The sequence below is a fragment of the Syntrophorhabdales bacterium genome (genome assembly GCA_035541455.1).
Classification (GTDB): domain Bacteria; phylum Desulfobacterota; class Syntrophorhabdia; order Syntrophorhabdales; family WCHB1-27; genus JADGQN01.
Genome location: DATKNH010000017.1, coordinates 1 through 19897, shown reverse-complemented (window position 1 = coordinate 19897; position 19897 = coordinate 1). Strand labels below are relative to the sequence as shown.

The window sequence follows — 19897 nt, the reverse complement described above, 5'->3', positions numbered from 1 at the left end:
ATCGTGCCGCGACAAACTGATATCAGCAGATTACGTCGTCATCGATCTCATTCACGTCATGTCTGCCCGGGAAATGCTTACTCAATTCGGTCCCACATTTTGCAATCACAGAGCAGAGCGCGTCCAGAGCCTTGCCTTCCCGAATGCCCTTTGTGAGCTCTGTCACCAGGGAGTTCCAGAATGCCGGGGCTACCTTGTCGTTGATGCCTTTGTCTCCGAGGATCCAGACCCTGCGCTCCAGGAGCGAGATAAATATCAGGACGCCTGTGCCGTGTTTCGTGCGGTGAAGTCCTCTCTCGTAAAAGGTATGAATAGCCTCCTCGCTCACTTCATGCGCGGCGTCTCGGTCGCTTACCAGCGCAAGTTTCAGGTGAGGTACTTTCCTGAAAAGATACCAGGAGGGAAAGAAGAGGACAAATGTCACAGGTATGTAGAACCAGATACTGGTGTGGTTGAGCAGCAGGGAAGCAATGAGCGCAAAGAGACCAGAAAGAAGAACGCTGCCCAGTATTTCCGCATCTCTGTAGCGATCGCAGGCGTCAACCACCTTGACTGCTATTTCGCCGGTAGTCTGCTTCTCGGCTTCAGTCACTGCATGTCTGATCGCAGTTTTCTCGGCCTTGCTGAAGAAATCCTTTGCTCGTACCTTCATTACCAATCCCCCTGGCGTAGCATTTGTTGACCGCACTATGCCCCGTGCAGTGCAAGGTCTATCAGCAGCCCAAATCTTTTTCGGAGCAGATCCGGTTCGAAAGAAGCCTTTTCCACTGTGCAGAGCAGGAGCCCGGGCTTGTAGCCAAGGCCTATCGGCCTGGAAAGCAGTCTGGCCGCCAGTGGTGTTTTCCTGGAGGTAAAGATCAATGCGTAAAACCCGGGAATCTGCTCGATTGCCTCAACACGGCTCCTGATCTCTGCAGGGATGAGTGCGATGTCGCTTCCATGATAGAATCTGAAATTGCCTCGAATGGGATGCTCCAAGAGCAGATAAGTATGGGCCATGCCGGTGCCTCTGACGTCGCCCGTGGTCGTGAAGCGCACAAAATGACCATCGACAGCACCCCTCACCACGAATGTCCTCACGAAAAAGCTCACCTGCGAGCTACCGGGATCACAGAGGGTTGCAGCCACCGTTCCAAAAAAAGCTCTCAATCTGAGGTGTCGTCCAATAAAGGCACCGACAACCAGGAGAAGAAGAATAGCCAGTATGGCGAGCAGAACCCACGTTATCATCGCGTGTCAGCCGGCACTGTGCACGTAAAATCCGTTGGCGTCGAACGCGTTCACGCCAGGCACGCGGACGCTGCAGACGTCATCGTCGGGCTCAGGGGTTATTTTCTTGGCCGTAGCCGTGAAGCGTTCCCGGTTGAGCACCCGCTTGTAACTCGTCAGGAGCTTTGTGAGGTGGGCCTGCTTGTGAGCATTGGCAAAGCCCACCAGACGATCAAAATACTGGACGTTGTTATTGGTGATCAGCAATTCATGGCGCCTCCTGGCTGGAGACGGGCTCTCTTCTTCGCTCTGCGCTGCAGGTATCTCCTCTTCGTTTTTTCTCTCCTGGCTGATTCTGCCGACGATACCGAGTCTCAGGAGCATGCGCTGAAGAGCCTCCAGAAAAGAGACGTCTCTCCTCGAAAGACGGATGCTGATCCCTTTCTTTTGAGTGCCCTGCGCCGAACCGTCGCAGTCGAAGAGCCCTCTCAAAAACGCCCGATAGAAGTCTGACGAGCATTTCTCCAGGGCCGCCGTTATCTGTTTCTCTTGAGGCAGCACTGAAAGTCGCAGGGCCATTTCTTTCACACGACCGAACGATACTCCCATCTCGTCGGGATGCGGGGCTTCGACCAGGCTTCCGGGTTGCGGTTTTCCGCGGGGGTCAGCCTCCTCTGCCGTGCTGCGGGCAAGCCGTTCACTGCAAGAGGGCATGCGGATTGAAATCACCGATGTGTCCTCTTTGATCGGACCTTCACCGAGCAAGAGGCCTGCGACATACCCTTCCGCTTCACCGAAGTCACCCTGCCAGTTGCCCAAATATCGGTGATTGTGCAAAAGAAGTCTGTCTCCGGGTTTGATATTCTTCGTCTCGATCCACTCCGCGCGGACAGTCGAACGAGTTGACGAGGCAACTTTCAAAATGAGATGGTTTCCGGTGAGCCTGACTGAGAAGCCTTCTTCTGTCTCGACCCGTAAGAGTGTGCTTCTCGCACTCCTGAAGAATCCTCTACCGCTTGTTGAGAACGGTTTTCCGTCGACCATAAGTGTGCTGGCTTTGCCGAGCAGGTCGTGCACCTGCCGGGCTCCGCGATCTGTCATCACGAACGTATCCATCGCAACGGACTGGTTCGTTACCCTGGACTCCCCCATGAGACTAACCTTTCTTGAGAAGGATGTATGTCTCTTTCGGGTTCACCTGATACTTCTTCGACTTGAGGAGTTCTTCCGTCAGTTTGCCGGAGCCTTCTCCGGTGAGTAATACAATGTGGCCGTCCTTTTTCAGATAAGCGGATGCGCGCTTGACATACGCCTTCGCAACCTCGAGGACGGGGACCTTCTCTTCCCACGCGTACGCAAGAGCCGGCTGGACAATGATGAGGTCGAAGGCATCGTTAAGCAGCAGTGGAAATTCTATCTCCATGTGAAAGAAACCATGCAGCCTGGCCAACTCCTTCAATGAGGCGAACCAATCGTGCTGCCTCATGCTCTGCCACTTGGATTCAGCACTTTCCAGTTCGTATAAGAGCTCGCTGGTCTTTTTCTCCTCAGCTTTCTTGACGAAGTAGGATGCTGTGAGCAGGTCGAGAATATCCCGGAGGCGTTCTGCATACGTGTCCAGGCGCACCTGAAGCTCATGCTTCATCTCGATATCTTCTTTTATGCGGTCCGAAAGAGAGAAGTAAGTCTTGTAGAGGTTTCTGAATTCCTGGATCACCTTTTCCGGCGGCTGCGAGAAAAGGCCTGTTTGTTTCTTTCCGTCAGTGAGCCCTGCGAGATCAGTCAGCGACATGCCGAGCAGGGCGTCTCCGAGACGGTAGTTTCTCGATGTTTCTCCAAAGCGGATTCTCGTGTTGTTGTGGAGAATATCGTAGGCCACATGAAATTTTTCTACACCATACAGCATGTGATCGAGGATATAGCGATTCACGGTCCGCTCGTTCTCCCATTCAGCGACAAAGGTGTTTCGATCCCGGTACGGCAGCGTAGATGCAAGATAGAGTAACCCTTCCATCAGGGCTGACAGGACGGCACCGCATCCGGGTGTCATATCGAGTATTTTCAAACCGAACAATGATTCCTTTGTGAATACAGTCCTTACACCCTCCAGGATGATCGCCTCCACGTCGAACGGAGCAGGCGCCTTTCTTGTGAGCAGGTACGTAAAGATCTCGGTGCCGTCATGTGAATTGAGAGTCTGTTGATGCGGTTCCGTGCCCCTTGACACATCAGGCGGCAGCGGCCTGTTTCTCTCTTTCAAGTACGTTTCGGTCAACGGGAACTTCCATCCCGGAAAGAGCTCCTTGCACAGGGGCAATAGTCGGGGATAAATCTCTATTTTCTTATGAATGCCTTCAAGCATTGTTGCGACGGCCGCTTTCTTTTCTTTTAAAATATCAATAGCCCGGTTCCGCTCTTCCTCCATGAGTGACGGCAGGCTCTTGGCAATGCCGACGCAGGAGAAGAGATGATAAAAAAGGTGAAGAGTGTCTCTCTCCATCGGGCCATTTTCACCACCCAGATCCAATTCAATGATTCGTTTCTCTAACATCCGCGGCCGCTTGAAGAGGATCCAGTTCTTCCCGTTCGTCAGTATGCCCCACGGTGTCTGCGCCCTGAGCACGAGATAGAATACCTGGTATACAGGAATCCTGTTCTCGAAATCGAGGTAAAAGCCACTGATCCCTTCAGTCAGGTTTCTACCATATCTTTTCACTGATAGGAGTGCCGCTGAGTTGCGATAAAACTCTTTTGTGCCCCACCGCTTGGAATTGACCAGCCTTTCCTCCTCCGAGCAAAATAAAGCGAAATCAGGCCCTTTCACCTGGTCCTCAAAGAACTTCGGTTTTGGCTCGATGGAGTACCCCAGGATGTTCAGTATCGGCCTCACAAGCTGCGTCTCTGTCTGAACCTCACTGGCGAATGACCTTGCCTGATCGAATCGGAGGAAGATCTCTCTCAGGCTCGCATAGACTGCATCCTCCCCCGGAAACGCGCGCAGTTCTTCGAGGTAGACAGGCGCCAGAAGGCTATTCCTGACTATTGAACGATGCATAGGTAATGATAAGCTGTTTGTTCTGTTTGAGTCAATTATTGGGGCTCACGTCACCCCCTCCCGCAGCGGAGCCGCTGGAGCGTAGAGGGGAACGATTCACTAGCAGTGGTCAGATGGCTGGTCGCTCAGGAGCGTTGCTTGGCGCGCCGATTCCCGGATAGCGTTTTACGGAAAAAATAGACAGGCACGTGGTTTGCCAGCATAGCGTAGGCGTAACAAGCTGCGAAGGTATCTGACAAGTGAGTCTCACCGCATGCGAGGGGAATTTTTCGATGCTGACTGGCCGGGCTGTTTTGCCTTGTCTCCACCCTTTTTCCAGTCACACAAGGAAGTGCACTGTTTATATTGGCACGAGAACGGCAATCCATACCCGGACGATAGCAGGAAGAAAAAAATCCGTCAAGAAATATTCTTTGAATTGCCCTGCAGTGTCCGGATCTTCTGCTGCCTTATATGGGTGGCGAAGAGATGCAACCTCAAAGGCTGCGAAAAACCTCCACGAGGCTGGTGGCACGAGGGAAATATGAATGCAGAATCAGTGCAGCAGCAAATGCTATGAGAAGGGTCACTGCAAAAGGCATCCAGGTATGCTTCAAAATGCTCCCGACCCAGTCTTCTGCGGCCGTGTTATGGGCGCGCTTTGCCAGGGATGCAGCCAAAAGGGTATTAAATGCGGTATCGGAGAGAATGAAAGGAGCTTGCGCAATAACGTAAATGGCAGAGCCAAGAATGGCGGCCACAAGAATCGCGAGCGCGACAATCGCAACAATAGCGGCTGTACTGTCCCCATCCCCCAATGCATCTGCCGCACCGGCCACAGCACGGCCGGCTCCGCCTAACGCACCGTTGCCGGAAGAGACTTCGACGGTAACAGGCGACTCAACCACGCCGCCGGGAACTGCACTCGAATCATCAAAAGATGCGGATGCTCCCGCTCCCAAGAATTGACCCCCGCCGCCGCGCAGGGGCGGAACGCTGCCTCCGCCCGAGGTTCCCCCTGAGTACGACGCTATGTTGGGCCAGTTGTACGCATCAGATGTTCCGCCTCCGCCAAAGGAAACCGGTGAAACATAACGAAGCCACAGCCTGACGCAGATGAAAAATACGCCGTAGGAGAGCAACACGGCCAGCGGATATCTGAGAACCAGATTCTCGATGTGAAGAAGGTGAAAGAGTTTTGATCCGAGAATCCCGGAACAGGCAGTAGCAAGAAGGATCAGTGACATATGAAGACGCAGAGAAAATTTGCGCCTGAAGTTCTTTTGGAACAGTTGTTCGCTTTTGTTCATTCTCACGGCCCCGGCAGGCCAATCCTTGGTCAACTGCAACACATCATCTGGGGGTTTATTCCAGCAGAGGTGCGGTTTTCTCTGCTTCTTCGCGCTCCATCTTCTGAACGCGCTCAAGCTCTTTAAGTTTGAGTCGCAGAATGATCAGCAGGCCGATGATGCCTGCCCAGAACAGACCAAGGTTCAGATAAACAGTCGCCTGGTCATAGCCGGTTGGAGGAAATACCTCAATCTTTGTCTCCGCCCAGAGGTCGGCTGCCTGCATGAGGATGAAGAGTATGGCGCAGAGAATGATCTTCACACAGCCTCCTAACTGAAGTAACCCACCACGGTCATGATGATGAAGTAAAGAAGGTATGCGGCGCCGATGACTGTAAAAACTGGGCTTTTCCGGCCTTGCTCAGACTTTCTGTCAAAAAACGGTATCAGGAAGAAGAAGAGTATGGCGAGCGTCACCAGGAGCACGGCAACCACTTCGCCATTCAGGCCGTACATATCACCGGGAAAAAGCTTGAGCGTTTGGAACAGGAAGAGAAAATACCACTCCGGCTTCACGTTCTCCGGCGGTGGCGCGAGGGGATCGGCTTTTGTCCCTATCTCGGGGGGAAGAAGCGTTGCGAGCGTGACTACTATCCCGAGCAGCACGATCCAGAACATCAAGTCTTTGTAGACGACATTCGGAAAAAAGGGTACCTGCCGTGACGTTTTGCTTTCTTGAGAGAGAGGTACGCTCATGCCATGGTACTGAACGAGGAAGAGATGCGTAACGACGAGTCCCAGAAAAGCCATGGGCAGCACGCACACGTGAAAGGCATAGAAGCGGACGAGTGTCTCGCCCGTCACATCGATACCGCCCCGAAGAAAAGCTTTGATTGTTTCCCCGATGAGGGGGAGGGCTGAGATACCGCCGGTCGCAACCCGCACTGCTGCGAATGCCCTCTCGTCCCAGAGCAGGAAATAGCCGCTGAGCCCGAAGAAGATTGCGAAACCGAGCAAGACAAAACCGGAGAACCAGAGCAGCTCTCTCGGTTTTCGATATGACTTCAGGAGAAGTGTTCCGAAGAGGTGGACGAAGAGAAAGCCGATTGCGAGCTGGGCGCCCCAGTGATGCAAAGACCTGAAGAACCATCCCATGTTGAGCTTGGTCACGATCTCGATGATGCTCTTGTGCGCCTGCTCGAAATAGGGCACGTAATAAAAGGCGAGCACCATGCCCGTTACAAACTGAATAATAAAAAGAAAGAGAGCAGCGCCACCCGTGTAGTACCAGATGTCATGCTTGTGCGCAGGTACGAACTTCTTTTTCGCGAACCCTCTCAGGTCGCCAAAGTCGTACCGCTCTTCAAACCACTTCTTCATGCTCTCTCACTGCATCTTGACGTTCGTTTTATACCAAATGCTCATGCGCAAAAGGCGGCTGCCGGAACACTGTTTCCCTCGCTGCTCCGCTCCGGGCGGTTGACCCACTAAAGTCTCGCAATCACTCAATCTGCACGCCTACCCAAAGGGTACCCGTTCGTGCAGATTGTCCTGCGGAGCGTTCTTGCTCGGCTAGTGGGTACCCCAATCCGTCCTTGAAGTCGCGACTCGGGAAAAGTTCTTCCGGCAGCCGCAACGATAAGAGAACCCGTGCATACCTTGCTTGACCTGTGCCCCATGACCCGTGCCCCCGTCCCTACGCTTTCGGCAGCTCAACCTTCACTCCCTTTTTGAAGACTATCAGCTTGTTGTCCTCCACACGGTATTCAAGGAATTCAAGCGGCTTGGGCGGTGGCCCCTCTATGTTCTTGCCGTATTCGTCAAACCAGCCCTTGTGACACGGGCAGTAAAACTTTCTGTCAGCAGGCTTGTAAACAATATTGCATTCCATGTGAGAGCAGACGCCTTTGAGCGCAACTACTGTATTGTCTGCTCTCTTGAAGATGTAGCCTAGTTTTCCTCCCCACGCGAACGGCTTCGTGCTGTTCGATGGAATGCCAAGAAAATCTTCCGGCTTGGGAAGCACGACAAAGTCGGGCTCTTTGCCGAGCGTTGGGAAAGCGCCCCTCCATACCGCCCAGAGGCTTCCAAGAAGGAAAGTTGCAATCCAGCCACCACAAAGCGTGTTGAGAAACGTCCGTCTTGTGACGAGCGAATACTTAAGTTTCATAGTCAACCAGCACAAAGCTTCTATTAAGCAGTGAGCAGTGAGCAGTGAGCAGTGAGCAGTAAAAGCAGGAAGCGGCTAAGGAGTGAGAAGTCGTACCAAATCTGCGGGATACGTGCGGTGAATCGTGAGCCATCATTTCACGAGCCTTCATCTGTTCTCCTGACTGCTTACTTCTCACTACTTACCGCTTACTTTTTTGCCGAGCATGCGTTTAAACTTGTCCTTGACCAGGCTCTTTCTCAATCCCACGATGCCGTCGGTGGGTCGCACATCCTTGGGACAGGCATCTATACAGCGAAAGAGCGTGTCGCAGCCCCACACGCCCTTCTCGTCATTCATTTTTTCCAGGGAAGCAGCTGGCCTTTCATCCCTGGAATCGAGCACGAAGCGCTCCAGTTTCGCGAGAGCCGCAGGACCGGCATATCCCGGATCGCGCGATGGCACCGGACATGCCCCATAACAGCATGCGCAGAGGATGCAGTTGACGAACTGATCCATCTTCTTTCTGTCCTGCTCACTTTGAAAAATCTCTTTCTCCGGATTCGGGCTCTTGCGGACAAAGTACGGTTCCACTTTCTCGTACATGCTCCAGAAAGGGGTCATATCCACAACCAGATCTTTGATCACTTCCATGTTCGGCAGCGGCTCAAGAATAATCGTCTTGTCCTCGAACGAGCCGACCTGCGTTCTGCACGCCAGGTTCGGTTTACCGTTGATCACCATCGCGCACGAACCGCATGTCGCAGACCTGCAGGATGAGCGAAAGGCAAGCGTGCCGTCAAGCTCGTCCCTGATGCGAAGCAGAACGGTGAGAACCGTAAGCCCCGTTGCCACCCTGATCCTGTAGTAGTCGAAGTAGGGCTCTTCCTCCGGCAATTGCGCGTCGTAACGAAAAATTTTAAAAGTGTATATTTCGCCGCTCATCTATCCCTGGGGCTCACGTCGCCCCCTCCCGCAGCAGAGCCGCTGGAGCCTCCCCTCCACCCTCCAGCCGCTTTGCGGCTGCGGGTACCCGGTCGCCGTGGTCGCTAGATGGATTCCTTGGGCTTGCCCGTGGGAATCTATCAATACGTCCTCGCCATAGGTTGATAGCGCGTTATGGTCACATCTTTAAACGACACAACTGGTTCGTTGTCTGGCCCCTTTGTCGCCAGCGTGTGTTTGAGCCAGATGGCGTCGTTTCTTTCCTTAAAATCACGCCTGAAATGAGAGCCCCTGCTTTCTTCCCGCAACAAAGCGCCCAGAGCAATCGCATGGGATACATCGATCATCTGCTCCAGTTCCATTGCTGCGATCAGCTCGTAATTCATGTGCAGGGCTGGACTTGATATCCGCACGTGCCTGTACCGCTCCTTGACCATGCTGATTTTTGAGAGCGCTCTCTCCAACTCCTCTCTTGTCCTGAAGATACCCACGTCGTCGTCCATGGCCTTGCGTAAATCATCGAGCACGTTGAACGCCTTTTCAGTGCCGTCAGAAGTGAGTCCTCTTATTTTCTGCTCAAGCTGACCCTGCGCCCGCTCGAGTGCCTTTACGTCGGGTCTTACCTCACGGGCCTCCAGATATTCGGGTATGCTCAGTGATGCCATCTTGCCGAAGACGATCGTCTCGAGCAGAGAGTTCCCGCCGAGCCTGTTGGCTCCGTGCACACTCACGCAGGAGCATTCTCCAGCGGCATAAAAACCTTTGACCGCTGACTCGCATCGCATGTTCACATCTATGCCGCCCATGGAATAGTGCTGGCAGGGCATGATCGGTATAGGCTCATAGACCGGGTCCACATTGATGAAATCGATGCAGAACCTGCGTATGCCCGGCAGGCGCTCCGCGATCTTCTGCTCGCCGAGATGCCGAAGGTCGAGTTGGATGTAGGTGCCGAACTCATGTTCGAAGCCTCTGCCCTCTTCCATTTCCGTCTTGATCGATCGAGCGACAATATCTCTCGGCGCCAGTTCCATGGCTTTCGGCGCGTAGTGTTCCATGAAGCGCTCGCCCTTATTGTTGAAAAGATAGCCCCCTTCGCCCCGGGCGCCCTCCGTGATCAGGATATTCGTTCCCAGAAGCGATGTCGGATGGAACTGCACGAATTCCATATCCTTCATGGGAATGCCCGCCGCGTAAGCAATGCCGATGCCCGAGCCTGTGTTGATCAGGGCGTTCGTAGAGTGAAAATAGACGCGGCCGTAGCCTCCGGTTGCAAAAAGCGTAACCTTGGCGCGTATCGGGATCAGTTTCCCGTTCATCTGGTCGAGCACTATGACGCCGTGGCAGACGCCTTCGTCAACGGCGAGCGCCAGCACCGGATATTCGTAGAATATTTTGACACCGCACGCCACCGCATGCTCGTACAGAGTGTTGAGCAGCACGTGGCCGGTAAGGTCCGCGGAGTAACACGTACGCGGGTAGCCTGCGCCGCCGAACGGTCTCTGCGCTATAGTGCCGTCCGCAAAACGGCTGAACGGGCAGCCCCAATGCTCCATCTCGAAGACTACGCCCGGGGCCTCCCGGCACATCAGTTCGGCTGCATCCTGGTCGGCGAGATAATCGCTACCCTTGACCGTATCGAACGTATGTTTTTCCGGATTGTCATCCTTACTATTAGGATTGTTGGCGAGCGAGGCGTTGATGCCGCCCTGCGCTGCAATGGAGTGGGACCGGAGGGGATGAACCTTGGAGACGAGCGCTACGCGGTACTGCTCGCAGAGACCCACCGCCGCGCGCAAACCCGTGAGACCTCCGCCAACAATCAGAACATCATAGTCGAGCATTGTCAGGCTACTCTGGCGTACAAGAAAATCAGGATCAATGAGATGATCGTTGCAACAACATTGGAGAGCCAGAAAAGCTGTTTCTCTTTTCGATACCCGAGATCTATGGCTATGGTTCTGAGTCCGTACATGCTGTGGAAGGTGAAAAGGATGAAGATGAGGATATCGAGAACCGGCTGCCGGTGAAGACCCAGAGCCCAGTCGGGTTTCTTGTCTTTTGTGTACAGAAAAAAGGCGGAAAAAATCTTGATGCTGAAGAGGATGATGAGAGAAACGCCGCTGATCCTGTGAGCAAGCCAGATGAACATCAATCAGTTGGTATCATCCCGCCATGTTTCCTGTCAAGTAATTTCTTTTGTCCTCATCTTTTGCCCTGCGATTCTTTCGTTGTTGGTGTCGATGTATTGTGACTTCCTGTATAGTACGACGAGCTTGAAAGTGTTTGCATATTAGTAAGGGATTGCTTAGAATTACAGCAACCAACAGCCCGGAGCCAGCGGTTGATGCTCCAGGTGAAAACTGCGGGTCTGTAGCTGTCCTCAGGGAGGAGTCTTCGATGAGCGAGTTTCATGAAGCTGTAATTATTGGCGGGGGTCCTGCAGGATTGACTGCAGGTATCTACCTGATGAGAGCCGGTATTGATGCGGTTCTGGTTGAGCAGGGCGTAATTGGCGGGACCCCTATGAAATACGAGCATGTGGAGAACTACCCCGGCTTTCCGGAAGGGATAGGCAGCCGTGAATTGATGGAGCGTATGAGTGCTCAGGCGAAGCGATTTGGCCTGGTCATCAAGGATTTCTGCCAGGTCTCTGAAATAACACGTCAGGGAAAGAAATTTATTACGCGTGCCGGCGAAGAGAGCATTGAGTCTCTCGGCATCATCGTGGCCGCGGGGACCCAATCGGTGGCAATAAATATTCCCGGAGAGGCAGAGTTTATGGGCAGGGGGGTATCGAACTGCGCCACCTGTGATGGCATGTTTTTCAGGGATCTGGATGTCGCGGTCATCGGCGGGGGAGATGCCGCAATACAGGAGGGGTTGACGCTCGCAAATCTCGCGCGCAAAGTGTATGTCGTCCACAGAAGAGATACGCTGAGGGCGCAGAAGATTATCCGGGAGCGTGCTTTCAACAATCCCAAAATGGAGATTCTCTGGAATAAGGTGCCTGTCGAGATCAAAGGAAAAGAACAGGTTCAAGCGGTCAGGCTGCGCGATACAAAGACAGGGGAGATTTCGGAGATAGCCGTGGACGGAATATTCGTGTACGTCGGGTCACGACCCAACACAGGCTTTCTCGGTGATCTCGTGAAGAAGGACGACGCAGGCTTTATAGAGACGGATGAAAACTTGCGGACCAAAAGTGAGGGCCTCTACGTGGCAGGGGACGCGCGCCGGAAGTCCCTGAGACAGATCTCGACAGCAGTGGGGGACGGCGCGGTGGCTGCGGTGAGCTTGGAGCGATACATCCTGGAGTCCAGGTAGGCAATGGCGCACGTCCTGAGAGACCTTCTTGCCGGCTCCACAATTGTGCTGCTGGGCATGCTGCTGAGTCTGGCCGCCTCGGTTGCACTACTTTTTCTCTGGCTGTTTTTTCATCTTGTGGGCATACTCGCTTGGGTCTTCTTTTTCATTTTTCTCATCTTCTTCGCTCTATGGCTCATTGGTTTCCTGTACAGGAAAGCGAGTGAGGTGAGCAAGAAGTAATGGGTTGTAAAGCTACCCTGGCCCTGCTTGTCGCTGTGGTCCTGTTTGCAGCGGGAGCCGAGTTCTGTTCGGGCGCCGACAGTTTTGCAGCATACCAGGTGACAGGGACGGACCCACAGTTTTGGTCGATGACCAGGGATTTCTTAAAAGAAAAGGGCTATGAGGTTCTCTATCAGCAGGGCGAGTCCGACCTGGAGCGGCATCTTGAGAAGATGTCAAGAATCAACAGGAGCCCGGCAAAGTTCCTCCTCGCGATGGAGCTTGCGCCCGGCCCAAACAAGAGTGTACTGGTGGCTATGACGGACCGGAAAGAACAGGGGAGTGGAGGCGTACTCCAGAAGGATACTCCCCCATTTGCTCCTGATGCTTCGGCCGGTCGCAGATTTTTCGCCATCGATGATTTGCAGGGGAAATATTCCGCAGACTCAGGCATGCTTGCTGACTCTGTAGCAACCTCTTTTCAGGTGAAGGTGAAGCACGTGCCCCTTTTTCCTCTATTAGGCGCGAACATGCCGGGTATCTTCCTGCGAATAGAATGCAAACAGGACGCGATGAGAGAGATGCTCGGATTATTACACTCGGGCATTCAGAACTACTTACGAAGGGATATATCGCATGAGAGGCAACGGCAGGGCGAACGATAAGATCAGGGAACTCAAGATAACGAAGAACTTCCTCAAATTCGCTGACGGATCAGTGCTGGTGGAAATGGGGGAGACCAAGGTAATATGCGGGGTGAGCATCGAAGAGAAGGTACCCGCATTTTTGAAGAACAGTGGTAAGGGCTGGCTGACCGCAGAGTATGCAATGCTGCCGAGAGCCACGCAGTCAAGGACCGTCAGGGAATCAATCCAGGGAAAGGTTGGGGGACGTACGCAGGAAATACAACGTCTCATAGGAAGGGCCCTAAGGGCGGTTGTCAACCTCGACACGATCGGGGAGCGCACGCTGTGGATCGACTGCGATGTGATCCAGGCTGACGGGGGTACACGCACCGCGAGCATCACCGGGAGCTTCGTTGCCCTTGTTGAAGCGCTTTGGCACATGAAGAAGAGAGGCATCATCGACAAGATACCTCTTCGGGATTCAGTGGCTGCAGTGAGTGTGGGCCTTGTGGGTGGTGAAATCCTTCTCGATCTCGCATTCCACGAAGACTCGAGCGCAGAGGTGGATATGAATTTTGTTATGACGGGCAAGGGCATGCTCGTTGAGGTGCAGGGGACAGCTGAAAAGACGCCCTTTTCAAAGGAACTCTTTGACGTGATGTACGATTATGCCCACAGAGGCATCGTGGAGATCACAAGACTGCAAAAGATAGCCCTCGGGCCGCACTTCCCGGTATGAAAAGACCGTTGCCACTTGACAGTTAACGGTTGCCGGTTAGGATGATTTTTACTGTAAACTGTCCACCGTGTTGATTATGCACGACCTCATTATCGCAACAAGCAATCAGGGCAAGTTCAGGGAGATAACAGAGGCTCTTAAGGGGCAGTTTGTATCTTTTTACTCGCTGTCTGATCTCAAAGATAGGGGTGACGTCGTCGAGGACCAGCCGTCGTATGCGGAAAATGCCTGGAAGAAAGCACGGAAAATAGGAAACCGCTTCGGTATTGACACTCTTGCTGACGATTCCGGGCTTGAGGTTGACGCGCTTGGCGGAAGGCCAGGAATCTACTCTTCCCGTTACGCGGTAACAGATAATAAGAGAATCGACAGGCTCTTGAGCGAGTTAAGCGGGGTTGAGGATCAAGACAGGAGCGCTATCTTCAAAGCCGTTCTCGCCTTTTACATGCCCGCCGAAGGGAGAGGTTTTTTGTTTTATGGGTCTCTGAGGGGACGCATAGGCTATGAGAGAAAAGGAACTGGCGGGTTCGGATTTGATCCGATTTTCCTTCTCCCTGAATCAGGCAAGTACCTGGCCGAACTGAGCCTCGAAGAAAAGAACCGGGTTAGCCACAGAGGCAAAGCACTGGCTAGCTTCAGCAGTTTCTTGAGCAGGAGTTACGGCTTTCACCCCGGCAGGTAGATGATACATCCGATCAAACCTTGAAAGAATCCCATCCATGATTATAATTTTTTAACAAAGAGCACAGATGGCTCGTTATGTGTCTCCATGCTGCAGATCACGCTGAAGTGCACCATCCAGACCGACGCGACGAGGAGACCGAATGGTTTAGAGTGGGCCGTCGCACCAGAGCCGTTTGTTTAATGGGGGGCCAACGTACCTTTCTTTCCAGAAGTGAGGTGGCGCATGGCTTTAACACTGTCGTATAAGGTCCGGAATGGGGGGAGGGCGGTTAGGCGCTGGGTTATTCCGTACCTCAACTCTCGTATCCACAACGGCGATTTTCGTCCCGTACTCTGCTACCTGTACACAGAATGGAAGTGCAACATCGACTGCCATTATTGCTTTCAGTTCGACAACCACAAGGCAGGGATGGATCTTGAGACCGCGAAGAGTGCGATTGACTGGCTCAAGTCCATCGGGTGCAGGGTCATACCGCTTATGGGGGGAGAGCCCCTTTTGCGCAAAGAATTTATCCTCGAGGTCATCCGTTACGGGTCGGACAACGGCTTCTTCATGTATCTGCCGACGAACGGGTATCTCCTGGACGAAGAATTCATTGATGAGATGGGACGGGCGGGCGTGGCAGCGGTCAATCTTGCGGTGGATTGTGTGGCCCCCCGCAAAGGCTTGCCGAAAGCTTTGCTGGCCATCGAACCGCAGTTCAGGTATCTGATCGAGCGTCAGAAAGAACACGGCTACTTGGTATTCTTTAATATCAATATCTGCAGGACGAATATCAAAGACGTACGGATGCTCACTGAAATTGCGCATCAGAATCAAATAGGCACAGACTACCATCTGAATGAACCGCCCCACGGATTCGTCGACCTGGAGCATTACAGTCACATGAAAAACGAACTCTGGGTTACACCGGACAAATATGACGAGGTGGATGAACTCCTTGACTGGCTGGCACAAAAACAGCTTGAGGGTTGGCCGATGGTTAACTCGATTGAGCATCTGAAGGCCTTCAAGGATAGGATGCGGGGACACCTTCGGATATGGGACTGCCGCGCCGGAAGGAACGGCGGCTTAATCAGGCCTGACGGCACGCTTTCACCTTGCTTTGATATGATTACTTACGAACATGACTGGGGACGAATCTGGGACCCGCACTTCGATCACGGGGAGCTTCAGAAGCTTAAAGAGAAGTGCCGTCCCTTCTGTTCATCCACCTGTTACCACACGATGGGCCACTACTATCAGCTGTCGGCTGTACCGCAGTGGGTGCGCAAGCATATGCGCGTCGGCTGATGCCGGTTTAGATTCACGAACATGGCTTCGGTGCCTGCGCCCTGTCTCACTTCGACGTACTTCAGTACGCCTGCGTTCGCCACGGCTTGAGCGCCTCGTCTCTTCTTGAATCTAAACCGGCATGGCACGATGCAGGCTACGTCTTGCCGGCTCTGGGTTCACAATCATGATGTAGCGGATTGATCGACGTCATGCCAAGTTACATTCGTGGTGTCTGCTGATCGAACGGCGTTGTGCTAATTCGCCTTCGAGATGTAGACCGAGGCGCGCCGAAGCCTGGGCTGCGGAAGCGTACTATGGTACGTCGAGCAAGAGCAGGCTGAAGGGCAACGAAGATATGCGCTTGAAGTCGAATTAGCATTACCAGTCGCCGGAGGAGCCTCCCCCGCCGAATGACCCCCCGCCCCCCGAGAAGCCACCGCTATCTCCTCCTCCGAAGCCGCCTCCCCCCGCGCCTTCGCCAAATCCTCCACCCCAGAAGCCGCCGGTAAAGGGGCCTCCGCCCCGAGTTCCTCTGCCCGAGCTGTAACCTCCGGCAAACAGCAGACTCATAATTAAACCGGCGAAAAGGCCTACTGCCCCCAGCCCGGCAAGCATTATGAGGGAGAGCCCGGAAAAAGCGATGTGGGCTACTATCGGCAATCCCACTGCCCCTGCTATTCCGCCGAGCACCCGCGACATCGATCCAAGAAAGATCAAGATAACAAAAAGAAAAATCAGAAGGCCGAAGATGGGCGGCGTACTTCTCCTGGAGTGGTGGATGTCCTGCGTTAATGGGCCGTACTCGCCCTTCACCGCTGACATAATGGCGATAAGACCGGCGCGCAAACCTCCGTCATAGTCACCCGTCTTGAAATGCGGTGTAATCTCGTTCCTTATGATCCTCCCGGAAAGGAGGTCCGTCAGTCTCCCCTCCAACCCCCTCCCGACCTCGATCCGGATTTTACGCTCCTTTTCGGCAATGAGGAGAATCACGCCGCTGTCGAGCCCCTTCCAGCCGACCTTCCATGCCTCGGCGACTTTTATTGAGAACTCTTCCAGGTTTTCACCCGCAAGTGTGGGTATGGTAAGGACCGCTATCTGTGTCGACTCTCTGGCCTCGAAGTCGGCCAGCGCCCTCTCCATCGCCTGGACGGTTTGTGGGGAAAACATCCGCGCATAATCATTGATATGGGCCCTGAGCGGCGGTACGTCAAGCGCATCCGCGCTGCAAGGTATCAGAAGCAGAAGTATGAGGAGCACCAGTCGGCGCATGTCGGGTCCGAATTTGAGTTCCTAGAACTTCACCTTCGGAGCCACGCGCGCACCCTCATCAGCTTTGAAGGGCTCCTTTCGCGTAAGGTGAAGCAGCACGGAGTTGGTGAGCGAGTTAGGGAATGTCCTGATGCTTGTATTGAATTCCTGTACCGCCTTGTTGTAGCGTACCCTCGCCACGTTTATGCGATTCTCAGTACCTTCCAGCTGGTTTTGCAAGTCAAGGAACGACTGGTTTGCTTTGAGATCAGGGTACTTTTCAACCACAACGAGAAGCCGGGACAAAGCCCCGCCTAACTGTCCCTGAGCTTGCTGAAATCTATCGAACGCCTGCGGGTCGCTGAGCATCTCCTTGGAGACTTTCATTGAGCCGACCTTTGAGCGGGCTTCGGTCACTGCAGTTAACGTGTCGCCTTCGTATTTTGCATAGCCCTTCACGACTTCTACGAGATTGGGGATCAGGTCTGCTCGCCTCTGATAGGCCGCCTCTACATCCGCCCAGGCGGCAAAGACCGCTTCTTCCTGCGCCTGCATGGTATTGTAGCCGCACCCCGAAAGGGCGGCAAGTCCCACAATGAGAGATAAGGCAATAGCAGCACGCTTCATAGTCCCTCCTGTTTAATGGTAGATAATCGGTGCATTCGATCTTATCATTATAGCATCAGCATCACTGTGTGTCATGGCTCACATTTTCTGCTTGCTCCCGGCGGCTCGCTGCTCTTATCTCGTTTCTGTGGGTTGCACTTGTGGTATAGTGTTGCAAGGCCTTCCGGAGCATTCATGATCTATACAATCGTATTGAATCCCGCACTGGACAGGATTGTCGACATAGACGAGCTCTTATACGATGACGTGAATACGATCATCGAAGAAACACGGCTCGTAAGCGGAAAGGCAATCGATATTTCGCGTGTCATAAGGAGGCTTGGTGGACAGAGCTGTCTGTTAGGGCTGGCGGGGGGTTACAATGGGTTTGAAGTGGAAGGCAGGTTATTGGCTGAAGGACTCGTCTGCGAGCTTGTCAGGCTTAGCCGAGAGACGAAGACGAACATTGCCATACGTCAAACGAGAAAAAATCTTAGAACCATTTTCAGTACAGCAGACCCGCAGGTGTCTCCTATAGAATTGAGTCTATTCCACGATAAGGTACGCGACATACCGGAAGACAGCTTTGTAGTGATGAGTGGCAGTCTTGTACCAGGTGTGAGCGAGAATTTTTATGCTCAAATTATAACGGCTCTCGCAGGCAAGAACGTGCGAACCATACTGGATGCAGATGGTGAGGCCCTGAAACGCGGTGTTGAGTCCAGGCCCTTTCTCATTAAACCCAATATTCACGAGTTCGGCAGGCTCGTGGAGAAAAATGTCAGGGAGGTGGACGACATATTGGACAATATAGACAGCGTTCTCGAGCTGGTTCCTCACATCGTTGTGTCGATGGGAGCGCGCGGTGCGGTGGCCGTGTCCAGAGCTGAAAGGTACCATGTTGTGCCTCCGAAGGTGAGCGTGAAGAGTTCAATGGGGGCAGGGGATGCATTGGTCGGGGGTATTGTCTATTCCCTTAGCCGGGGTTCCAGCTTTATTGAGGCTGTCACATTGGGGGTGGCATGCGGGACTGCCTCAACCCTCAACGGTGCCGGTGGTTTCTGTTCGCTGGAGGATACCGAAAAGATCAGGAAAGAGGTTTTGGTTAAAAATTTTTAATTTACTTGTCATCTATGATTGTTTTATAGTATATGGAATAACAGGTTTTGGAACACCGAAGTAAAACTTACAAAAGAAAGGAGGTGAAAGAAATGAAAAAGCTATTGGTGTTATGTATAGCTATTACCTTTTTTGCAGGATTTGCACTGGTCGGTTGCGGTCCTTCAGCGCCTCCGCCGGCAAAAGAGGAAGCAAAACCAGCACCTCCTCCTGCGCCTGCTCCGGAAAAAGCTGCTCCAGCACCGGAGAAACCGGCAGAGCCAGAGAAAGCTCCAGCTCCGGCACCAGCTCCAGAAAAGAAGTAACATCGCAGCAATTCAGGGGGGTATATCCGCGATAGCGGATATACCCCACATTATGAGGAGGTGGACTCTTATGAAGAAAACATTTCTTGGGCTCCTGTTGGTGACGGTCTTTGTGACGTTTTCTCTTGCAGGTTGCGGATGCTTCATTCAGGCCCAGAAGGGTGAGGCTCCCCCACCTAAGCCACCGGAGCAGCAGCAAGTTGTAGGTGAGGAGAAGAAAGAAGTAATCGTGGTGCCGCCACCGCCGCCACCCCCGCCGGCTGCGCCGGCTGCGCCAGCGCCAATGGCCAATATTTACTTCGACTTCGACAAGTACAATATCAGGCCCGGCGACGCGGAAATACTTAAAAAGAATGTTGATTGGCTGAAGGCTAATCCCAATACTAAAGTAAGAATAGAAGGCAATTGTGACGAAAGAGGTACCGTTGAGTATAACCTGGCCCTCGGCCAGAAAAGGGCAGATGCCGCAAAGAATTACCTCACCGGTCTCGGCGTAGATGGCAAGAGGCTCGATACCATCAGCTACGGCAAGGAAAGGCCCGTCTGCACTGAGCACAACGAGGGATGCTGGGCCCAGAATAGAAGAGACGCTTTCGTACCAGTCCAGTAGTTTGGGCGAGAGAAAAGGGGGTAATTCTGTTACCCCCTCTTTTATCTCTACCGTCCAAGAACTCTCAAGAATACTACCCCTGCGCGAATCAGAACAGATCGGTATCAGCACTGTAGCGGGGGTCTATCCCTTCAGGATCCCCTTTTTTTACGCTTCCCTGATGGACAAGGAAAATCCCCTCTGCCCCATACGTCTTCAGGCGGTGCCTTCAGCCCGGGAATTAAAGGTGGGTGGTGTATCCGATCCTCTGGGTGAGTCCACGATTGGGCTCACCCCGTCATTTTTGAAGCGCTATCCGCGAAGGGGTGTGTTCCTCGTGAGTTCTGAGTGCGCCATGTACTGCAGGTTCTGCAACAGGAAAAGAGCCGTGGGTAAGGGGCACGTATGGGAAGAATCGTCGGAAGAGACGTTTCGCTATCTCGAAAAGGATAAGGAGATATCGGAAGTTATTCTTTCGGGCGGCGACCCCCTGATGCTTGCGCCAGCCCGGTTTACCCAGATACTGGAGAGGCTCCGTTCGATCAAAA

Annotated in this window: 23 protein-coding genes; 9 read left to right on the top strand and 14 right to left on the bottom strand. The window is 53.3% G+C overall.

The genetic code is table 11. The features are described from left to right. Positions 1-22 precede the first annotated feature (22 nt). The 11 genes from VMT71_01960 to VMT71_01910 form a co-directional block, all read right to left on the bottom strand. Positions 23-652, bottom strand: a complete 630-nt coding sequence (locus tag VMT71_01960) for a TPM domain-containing protein (protein ID HVN22709.1) — start codon at positions 650-652, stop codon at positions 23-25. A gap of 35 nt (positions 653-687) precedes the next feature. Continuing rightward, positions 688-1230, bottom strand: coding sequence for a hypothetical protein (locus VMT71_01955; protein HVN22708.1), 543 nt, complete (start codon positions 1228-1230; stop codon positions 688-690). A gap of 6 nt (positions 1231-1236) precedes the next feature. Continuing rightward, positions 1237-2361 (bottom strand): LAGLIDADG family homing endonuclease, encoded by a 1125-nt coding sequence (locus tag VMT71_01950; protein ID HVN22707.1) that lies wholly within the window; start codon positions 2359-2361, stop codon positions 1237-1239. A gap of 4 nt (positions 2362-2365) precedes the next feature. Next, the gene (locus VMT71_01945; GenBank protein ID HVN22706.1) at positions 2366-4264 is read right to left on the bottom strand and encodes a hypothetical protein; all 1899 of its coding nucleotides are present in this window, start codon (positions 4262-4264) and stop codon (positions 2366-2368) included. A 476-nt stretch (positions 4265-4740) separates the two neighbouring features. Beyond that, a complete protein-coding gene (locus tag VMT71_01940; protein ID HVN22705.1) occupies positions 4741-5553 on the bottom strand; it encodes a hypothetical protein in 813 nt (270 codons plus the stop codon). Between the two features lie 55 nt (positions 5554-5608). Continuing rightward, positions 5609-5854 carry a hypothetical protein gene (locus VMT71_01935; GenBank protein ID HVN22704.1) on the bottom strand — a complete coding sequence of 82 codons (246 nt, stop codon included), beginning with the start codon at positions 5852-5854 and terminating at the stop codon, positions 5609-5611. Between the two features lie 8 nt (positions 5855-5862). Continuing rightward, positions 5863-6912 (bottom strand): cytochrome bc complex cytochrome b subunit, encoded by a 1050-nt coding sequence (locus VMT71_01930; GenBank protein HVN22703.1) that lies wholly within the window; start codon positions 6910-6912, stop codon positions 5863-5865. A gap of 316 nt (positions 6913-7228) precedes the next feature. Further along, a complete protein-coding gene (locus tag VMT71_01925; GenBank protein HVN22702.1) occupies positions 7229-7702 on the bottom strand; it encodes a ubiquinol-cytochrome c reductase iron-sulfur subunit in 474 nt (157 codons plus the stop codon). A 177-nt stretch (positions 7703-7879) separates the two neighbouring features. After that, positions 7880-8626 carry a succinate dehydrogenase iron-sulfur subunit gene (gene sdhB / locus VMT71_01920; GenBank protein ID HVN22701.1) on the bottom strand — a complete coding sequence of 249 codons (747 nt, stop codon included), beginning with the start codon at positions 8624-8626 and terminating at the stop codon, positions 7880-7882. 140 nt (positions 8627-8766) lie between these two features. After that, a complete protein-coding gene (locus VMT71_01915; protein HVN22700.1) occupies positions 8767-10470 on the bottom strand; it encodes an FAD-binding protein in 1704 nt (567 codons plus the stop codon). Between the two features lie 2 nt (positions 10471-10472). Continuing rightward, positions 10473-10778 carry a hypothetical protein gene (locus VMT71_01910; protein ID HVN22699.1) on the bottom strand — a complete coding sequence of 102 codons (306 nt, stop codon included), beginning with the start codon at positions 10776-10778 and terminating at the stop codon, positions 10473-10475. A gap of 248 nt (positions 10779-11026) precedes the next feature. On the opposite strand from VMT71_01910, the gene trxB reads away from it, so the two are divergent. The 6 genes from trxB to VMT71_01880 all read left to right on the top strand — a co-directional run bounded on the left by trxB (position 11027) and on the right by VMT71_01880 (position 15497). Further along, complete coding sequence (trxB, locus tag VMT71_01905) at positions 11027-11953, top strand: thioredoxin-disulfide reductase (GenBank protein ID HVN22698.1); 927 nt, start codon at positions 11027-11029, stop codon at positions 11951-11953. Positions 11954-11956: 3 nt separating this feature from the next. Further along, the gene (locus VMT71_01900; GenBank protein ID HVN22697.1) at positions 11957-12175 is read left to right on the top strand and encodes a hypothetical protein; all 219 of its coding nucleotides are present in this window, start codon (positions 11957-11959) and stop codon (positions 12173-12175) included. Further along, positions 12175-12819, top strand: coding sequence for a hypothetical protein (locus VMT71_01895; protein ID HVN22696.1), 645 nt, complete (start codon positions 12175-12177; stop codon positions 12817-12819). Before VMT71_01900 ends, VMT71_01895 begins: the two co-directional genes overlap by 1 nt. Further along, positions 12791-13519, top strand: a complete 729-nt coding sequence (rph, locus tag VMT71_01890; protein ID HVN22695.1) for a ribonuclease PH — start codon at positions 12791-12793, stop codon at positions 13517-13519. The genes VMT71_01895 and rph overlap by 29 nt, the downstream gene beginning before the upstream one ends. A 76-nt stretch (positions 13520-13595) precedes the next feature. Further along, complete coding sequence (gene rdgB, locus VMT71_01885; protein ID HVN22694.1) at positions 13596-14201, top strand: RdgB/HAM1 family non-canonical purine NTP pyrophosphatase; 606 nt, start codon at positions 13596-13598, stop codon at positions 14199-14201. A 225-nt stretch (positions 14202-14426) separates the two neighbouring features. Next, positions 14427-15497, top strand: coding sequence for a radical SAM protein (locus VMT71_01880; protein HVN22693.1), 1071 nt, complete (start codon positions 14427-14429; stop codon positions 15495-15497). Between the two features lie 360 nt (positions 15498-15857). Here the strand turns inward: VMT71_01880 and VMT71_01875 are convergent, their stop codons facing one another. Then, on the bottom strand, positions 15858-16751 hold the full coding sequence (locus VMT71_01875) for a TPM domain-containing protein (GenBank protein HVN22692.1): 894 nt from the start codon (positions 16749-16751) through the stop codon (positions 15858-15860). A 21-nt stretch (positions 16752-16772) separates the two neighbouring features. Beyond that, on the bottom strand, positions 16773-17357 hold the full coding sequence (locus VMT71_01870) for a LemA family protein (protein HVN22691.1): 585 nt from the start codon (positions 17355-17357) through the stop codon (positions 16773-16775). Between the two features lie 174 nt (positions 17358-17531). Between VMT71_01870 and VMT71_01865 the strand changes: the two genes are divergently transcribed. Then, positions 17532-18455 carry a 1-phosphofructokinase family hexose kinase gene (locus VMT71_01865; GenBank protein ID HVN22690.1) on the top strand — a complete coding sequence of 308 codons (924 nt, stop codon included), beginning with the start codon at positions 17532-17534 and terminating at the stop codon, positions 18453-18455. A 123-nt stretch (positions 18456-18578) separates the two neighbouring features. Here the strand turns inward: VMT71_01865 and VMT71_01860 are convergent, their stop codons facing one another. Next, on the bottom strand, positions 18579-18740 hold the full coding sequence (locus tag VMT71_01860) for a hypothetical protein (GenBank protein ID HVN22689.1): 162 nt from the start codon (positions 18738-18740) through the stop codon (positions 18579-18581). 90 nt (positions 18741-18830) lie between these two features. Between VMT71_01860 and pal the strand changes: the two genes are divergently transcribed. After that, entirely contained in the window at positions 18831-19370 is a 540-nt protein-coding gene (gene pal / locus VMT71_01855) for a peptidoglycan-associated lipoprotein Pal (protein HVN22688.1), read from the top strand. A 1-nt stretch (position 19371) separates the two neighbouring features. Continuing rightward, positions 19372-19897 (top strand): 4Fe-4S cluster-binding domain-containing protein (locus VMT71_01850; protein HVN22687.1); only part of this gene is annotated, 526 nt, incomplete at its 3' end.

Excerpts from the sequence above, each read along its gene's own strand:
- VMT71_01910 (HVN22699.1), bottom strand. The coding sequence starts at position 10,778 with ATGTTCATCTGGCTTGCTCACAGGATCAGCGGCGTTTCTCTCATCATC.
- VMT71_01915 (HVN22700.1), bottom strand. The coding sequence starts at position 10,470 with ATGCTCGACTATGATGTTCTGATTGTTGGCGGAGGTCTCACGGGTTTG.
- VMT71_01895 (HVN22696.1), top strand. The coding sequence starts at position 12,175 with ATGGGTTGTAAAGCTACCCTGGCCCTGCTTGTCGCTGTGGTCCTGTTT.
- VMT71_01945 (HVN22706.1), bottom strand. The coding sequence starts at position 4,264 with ATGCATCGTTCAATAGTCAGGAATAGCCTTCTGGCGCCTGTCTACCTC.
- VMT71_01925 (HVN22702.1), bottom strand. The coding sequence starts at position 7,702 with ATGAAACTTAAGTATTCGCTCGTCACAAGACGGACGTTTCTCAACACG.
- rph (HVN22695.1), top strand. The coding sequence starts at position 12,791 with ATGAGAGGCAACGGCAGGGCGAACGATAAGATCAGGGAACTCAAGATA.
- VMT71_01870 (HVN22691.1), bottom strand. The coding sequence starts at position 17,357 with ATGAAGCGTGCTGCTATTGCCTTATCTCTCATTGTGGGACTTGCCGCC.
- VMT71_01955 (HVN22708.1), bottom strand. The coding sequence starts at position 1,230 with ATGATAACGTGGGTTCTGCTCGCCATACTGGCTATTCTTCTTCTCCTG.
- rdgB (HVN22694.1), top strand. The coding sequence starts at position 13,596 with ATGCACGACCTCATTATCGCAACAAGCAATCAGGGCAAGTTCAGGGAG.
- VMT71_01865 (HVN22690.1), top strand. The coding sequence starts at position 17,532 with ATGATCTATACAATCGTATTGAATCCCGCACTGGACAGGATTGTCGAC.
- pal (HVN22688.1), top strand. The coding sequence starts at position 18,831 with ATGAAGAAAACATTTCTTGGGCTCCTGTTGGTGACGGTCTTTGTGACG.
- VMT71_01950 (HVN22707.1), bottom strand. The coding sequence starts at position 2,361 with ATGGGGGAGTCCAGGGTAACGAACCAGTCCGTTGCGATGGATACGTTC.
- trxB (HVN22698.1), top strand. The coding sequence starts at position 11,027 with ATGAGCGAGTTTCATGAAGCTGTAATTATTGGCGGGGGTCCTGCAGGA.
- sdhB (HVN22701.1), bottom strand. The coding sequence starts at position 8,626 with ATGAGCGGCGAAATATACACTTTTAAAATTTTTCGTTACGACGCGCAA.
- VMT71_01875 (HVN22692.1), bottom strand. The coding sequence starts at position 16,751 with ATGCGCCGACTGGTGCTCCTCATACTTCTGCTTCTGATACCTTGCAGC.
- VMT71_01930 (HVN22703.1), bottom strand. The coding sequence starts at position 6,912 with ATGAAGAAGTGGTTTGAAGAGCGGTACGACTTTGGCGACCTGAGAGGG.
- VMT71_01960 (HVN22709.1), bottom strand. The coding sequence starts at position 652 with ATGAAGGTACGAGCAAAGGATTTCTTCAGCAAGGCCGAGAAAACTGCG.
- VMT71_01880 (HVN22693.1), top strand. The coding sequence starts at position 14,427 with ATGGCTTTAACACTGTCGTATAAGGTCCGGAATGGGGGGAGGGCGGTT.
- VMT71_01900 (HVN22697.1), top strand. The coding sequence starts at position 11,957 with ATGGCGCACGTCCTGAGAGACCTTCTTGCCGGCTCCACAATTGTGCTG.
- VMT71_01940 (HVN22705.1), bottom strand. The coding sequence starts at position 5,553 with ATGAACAAAAGCGAACAACTGTTCCAAAAGAACTTCAGGCGCAAATTT.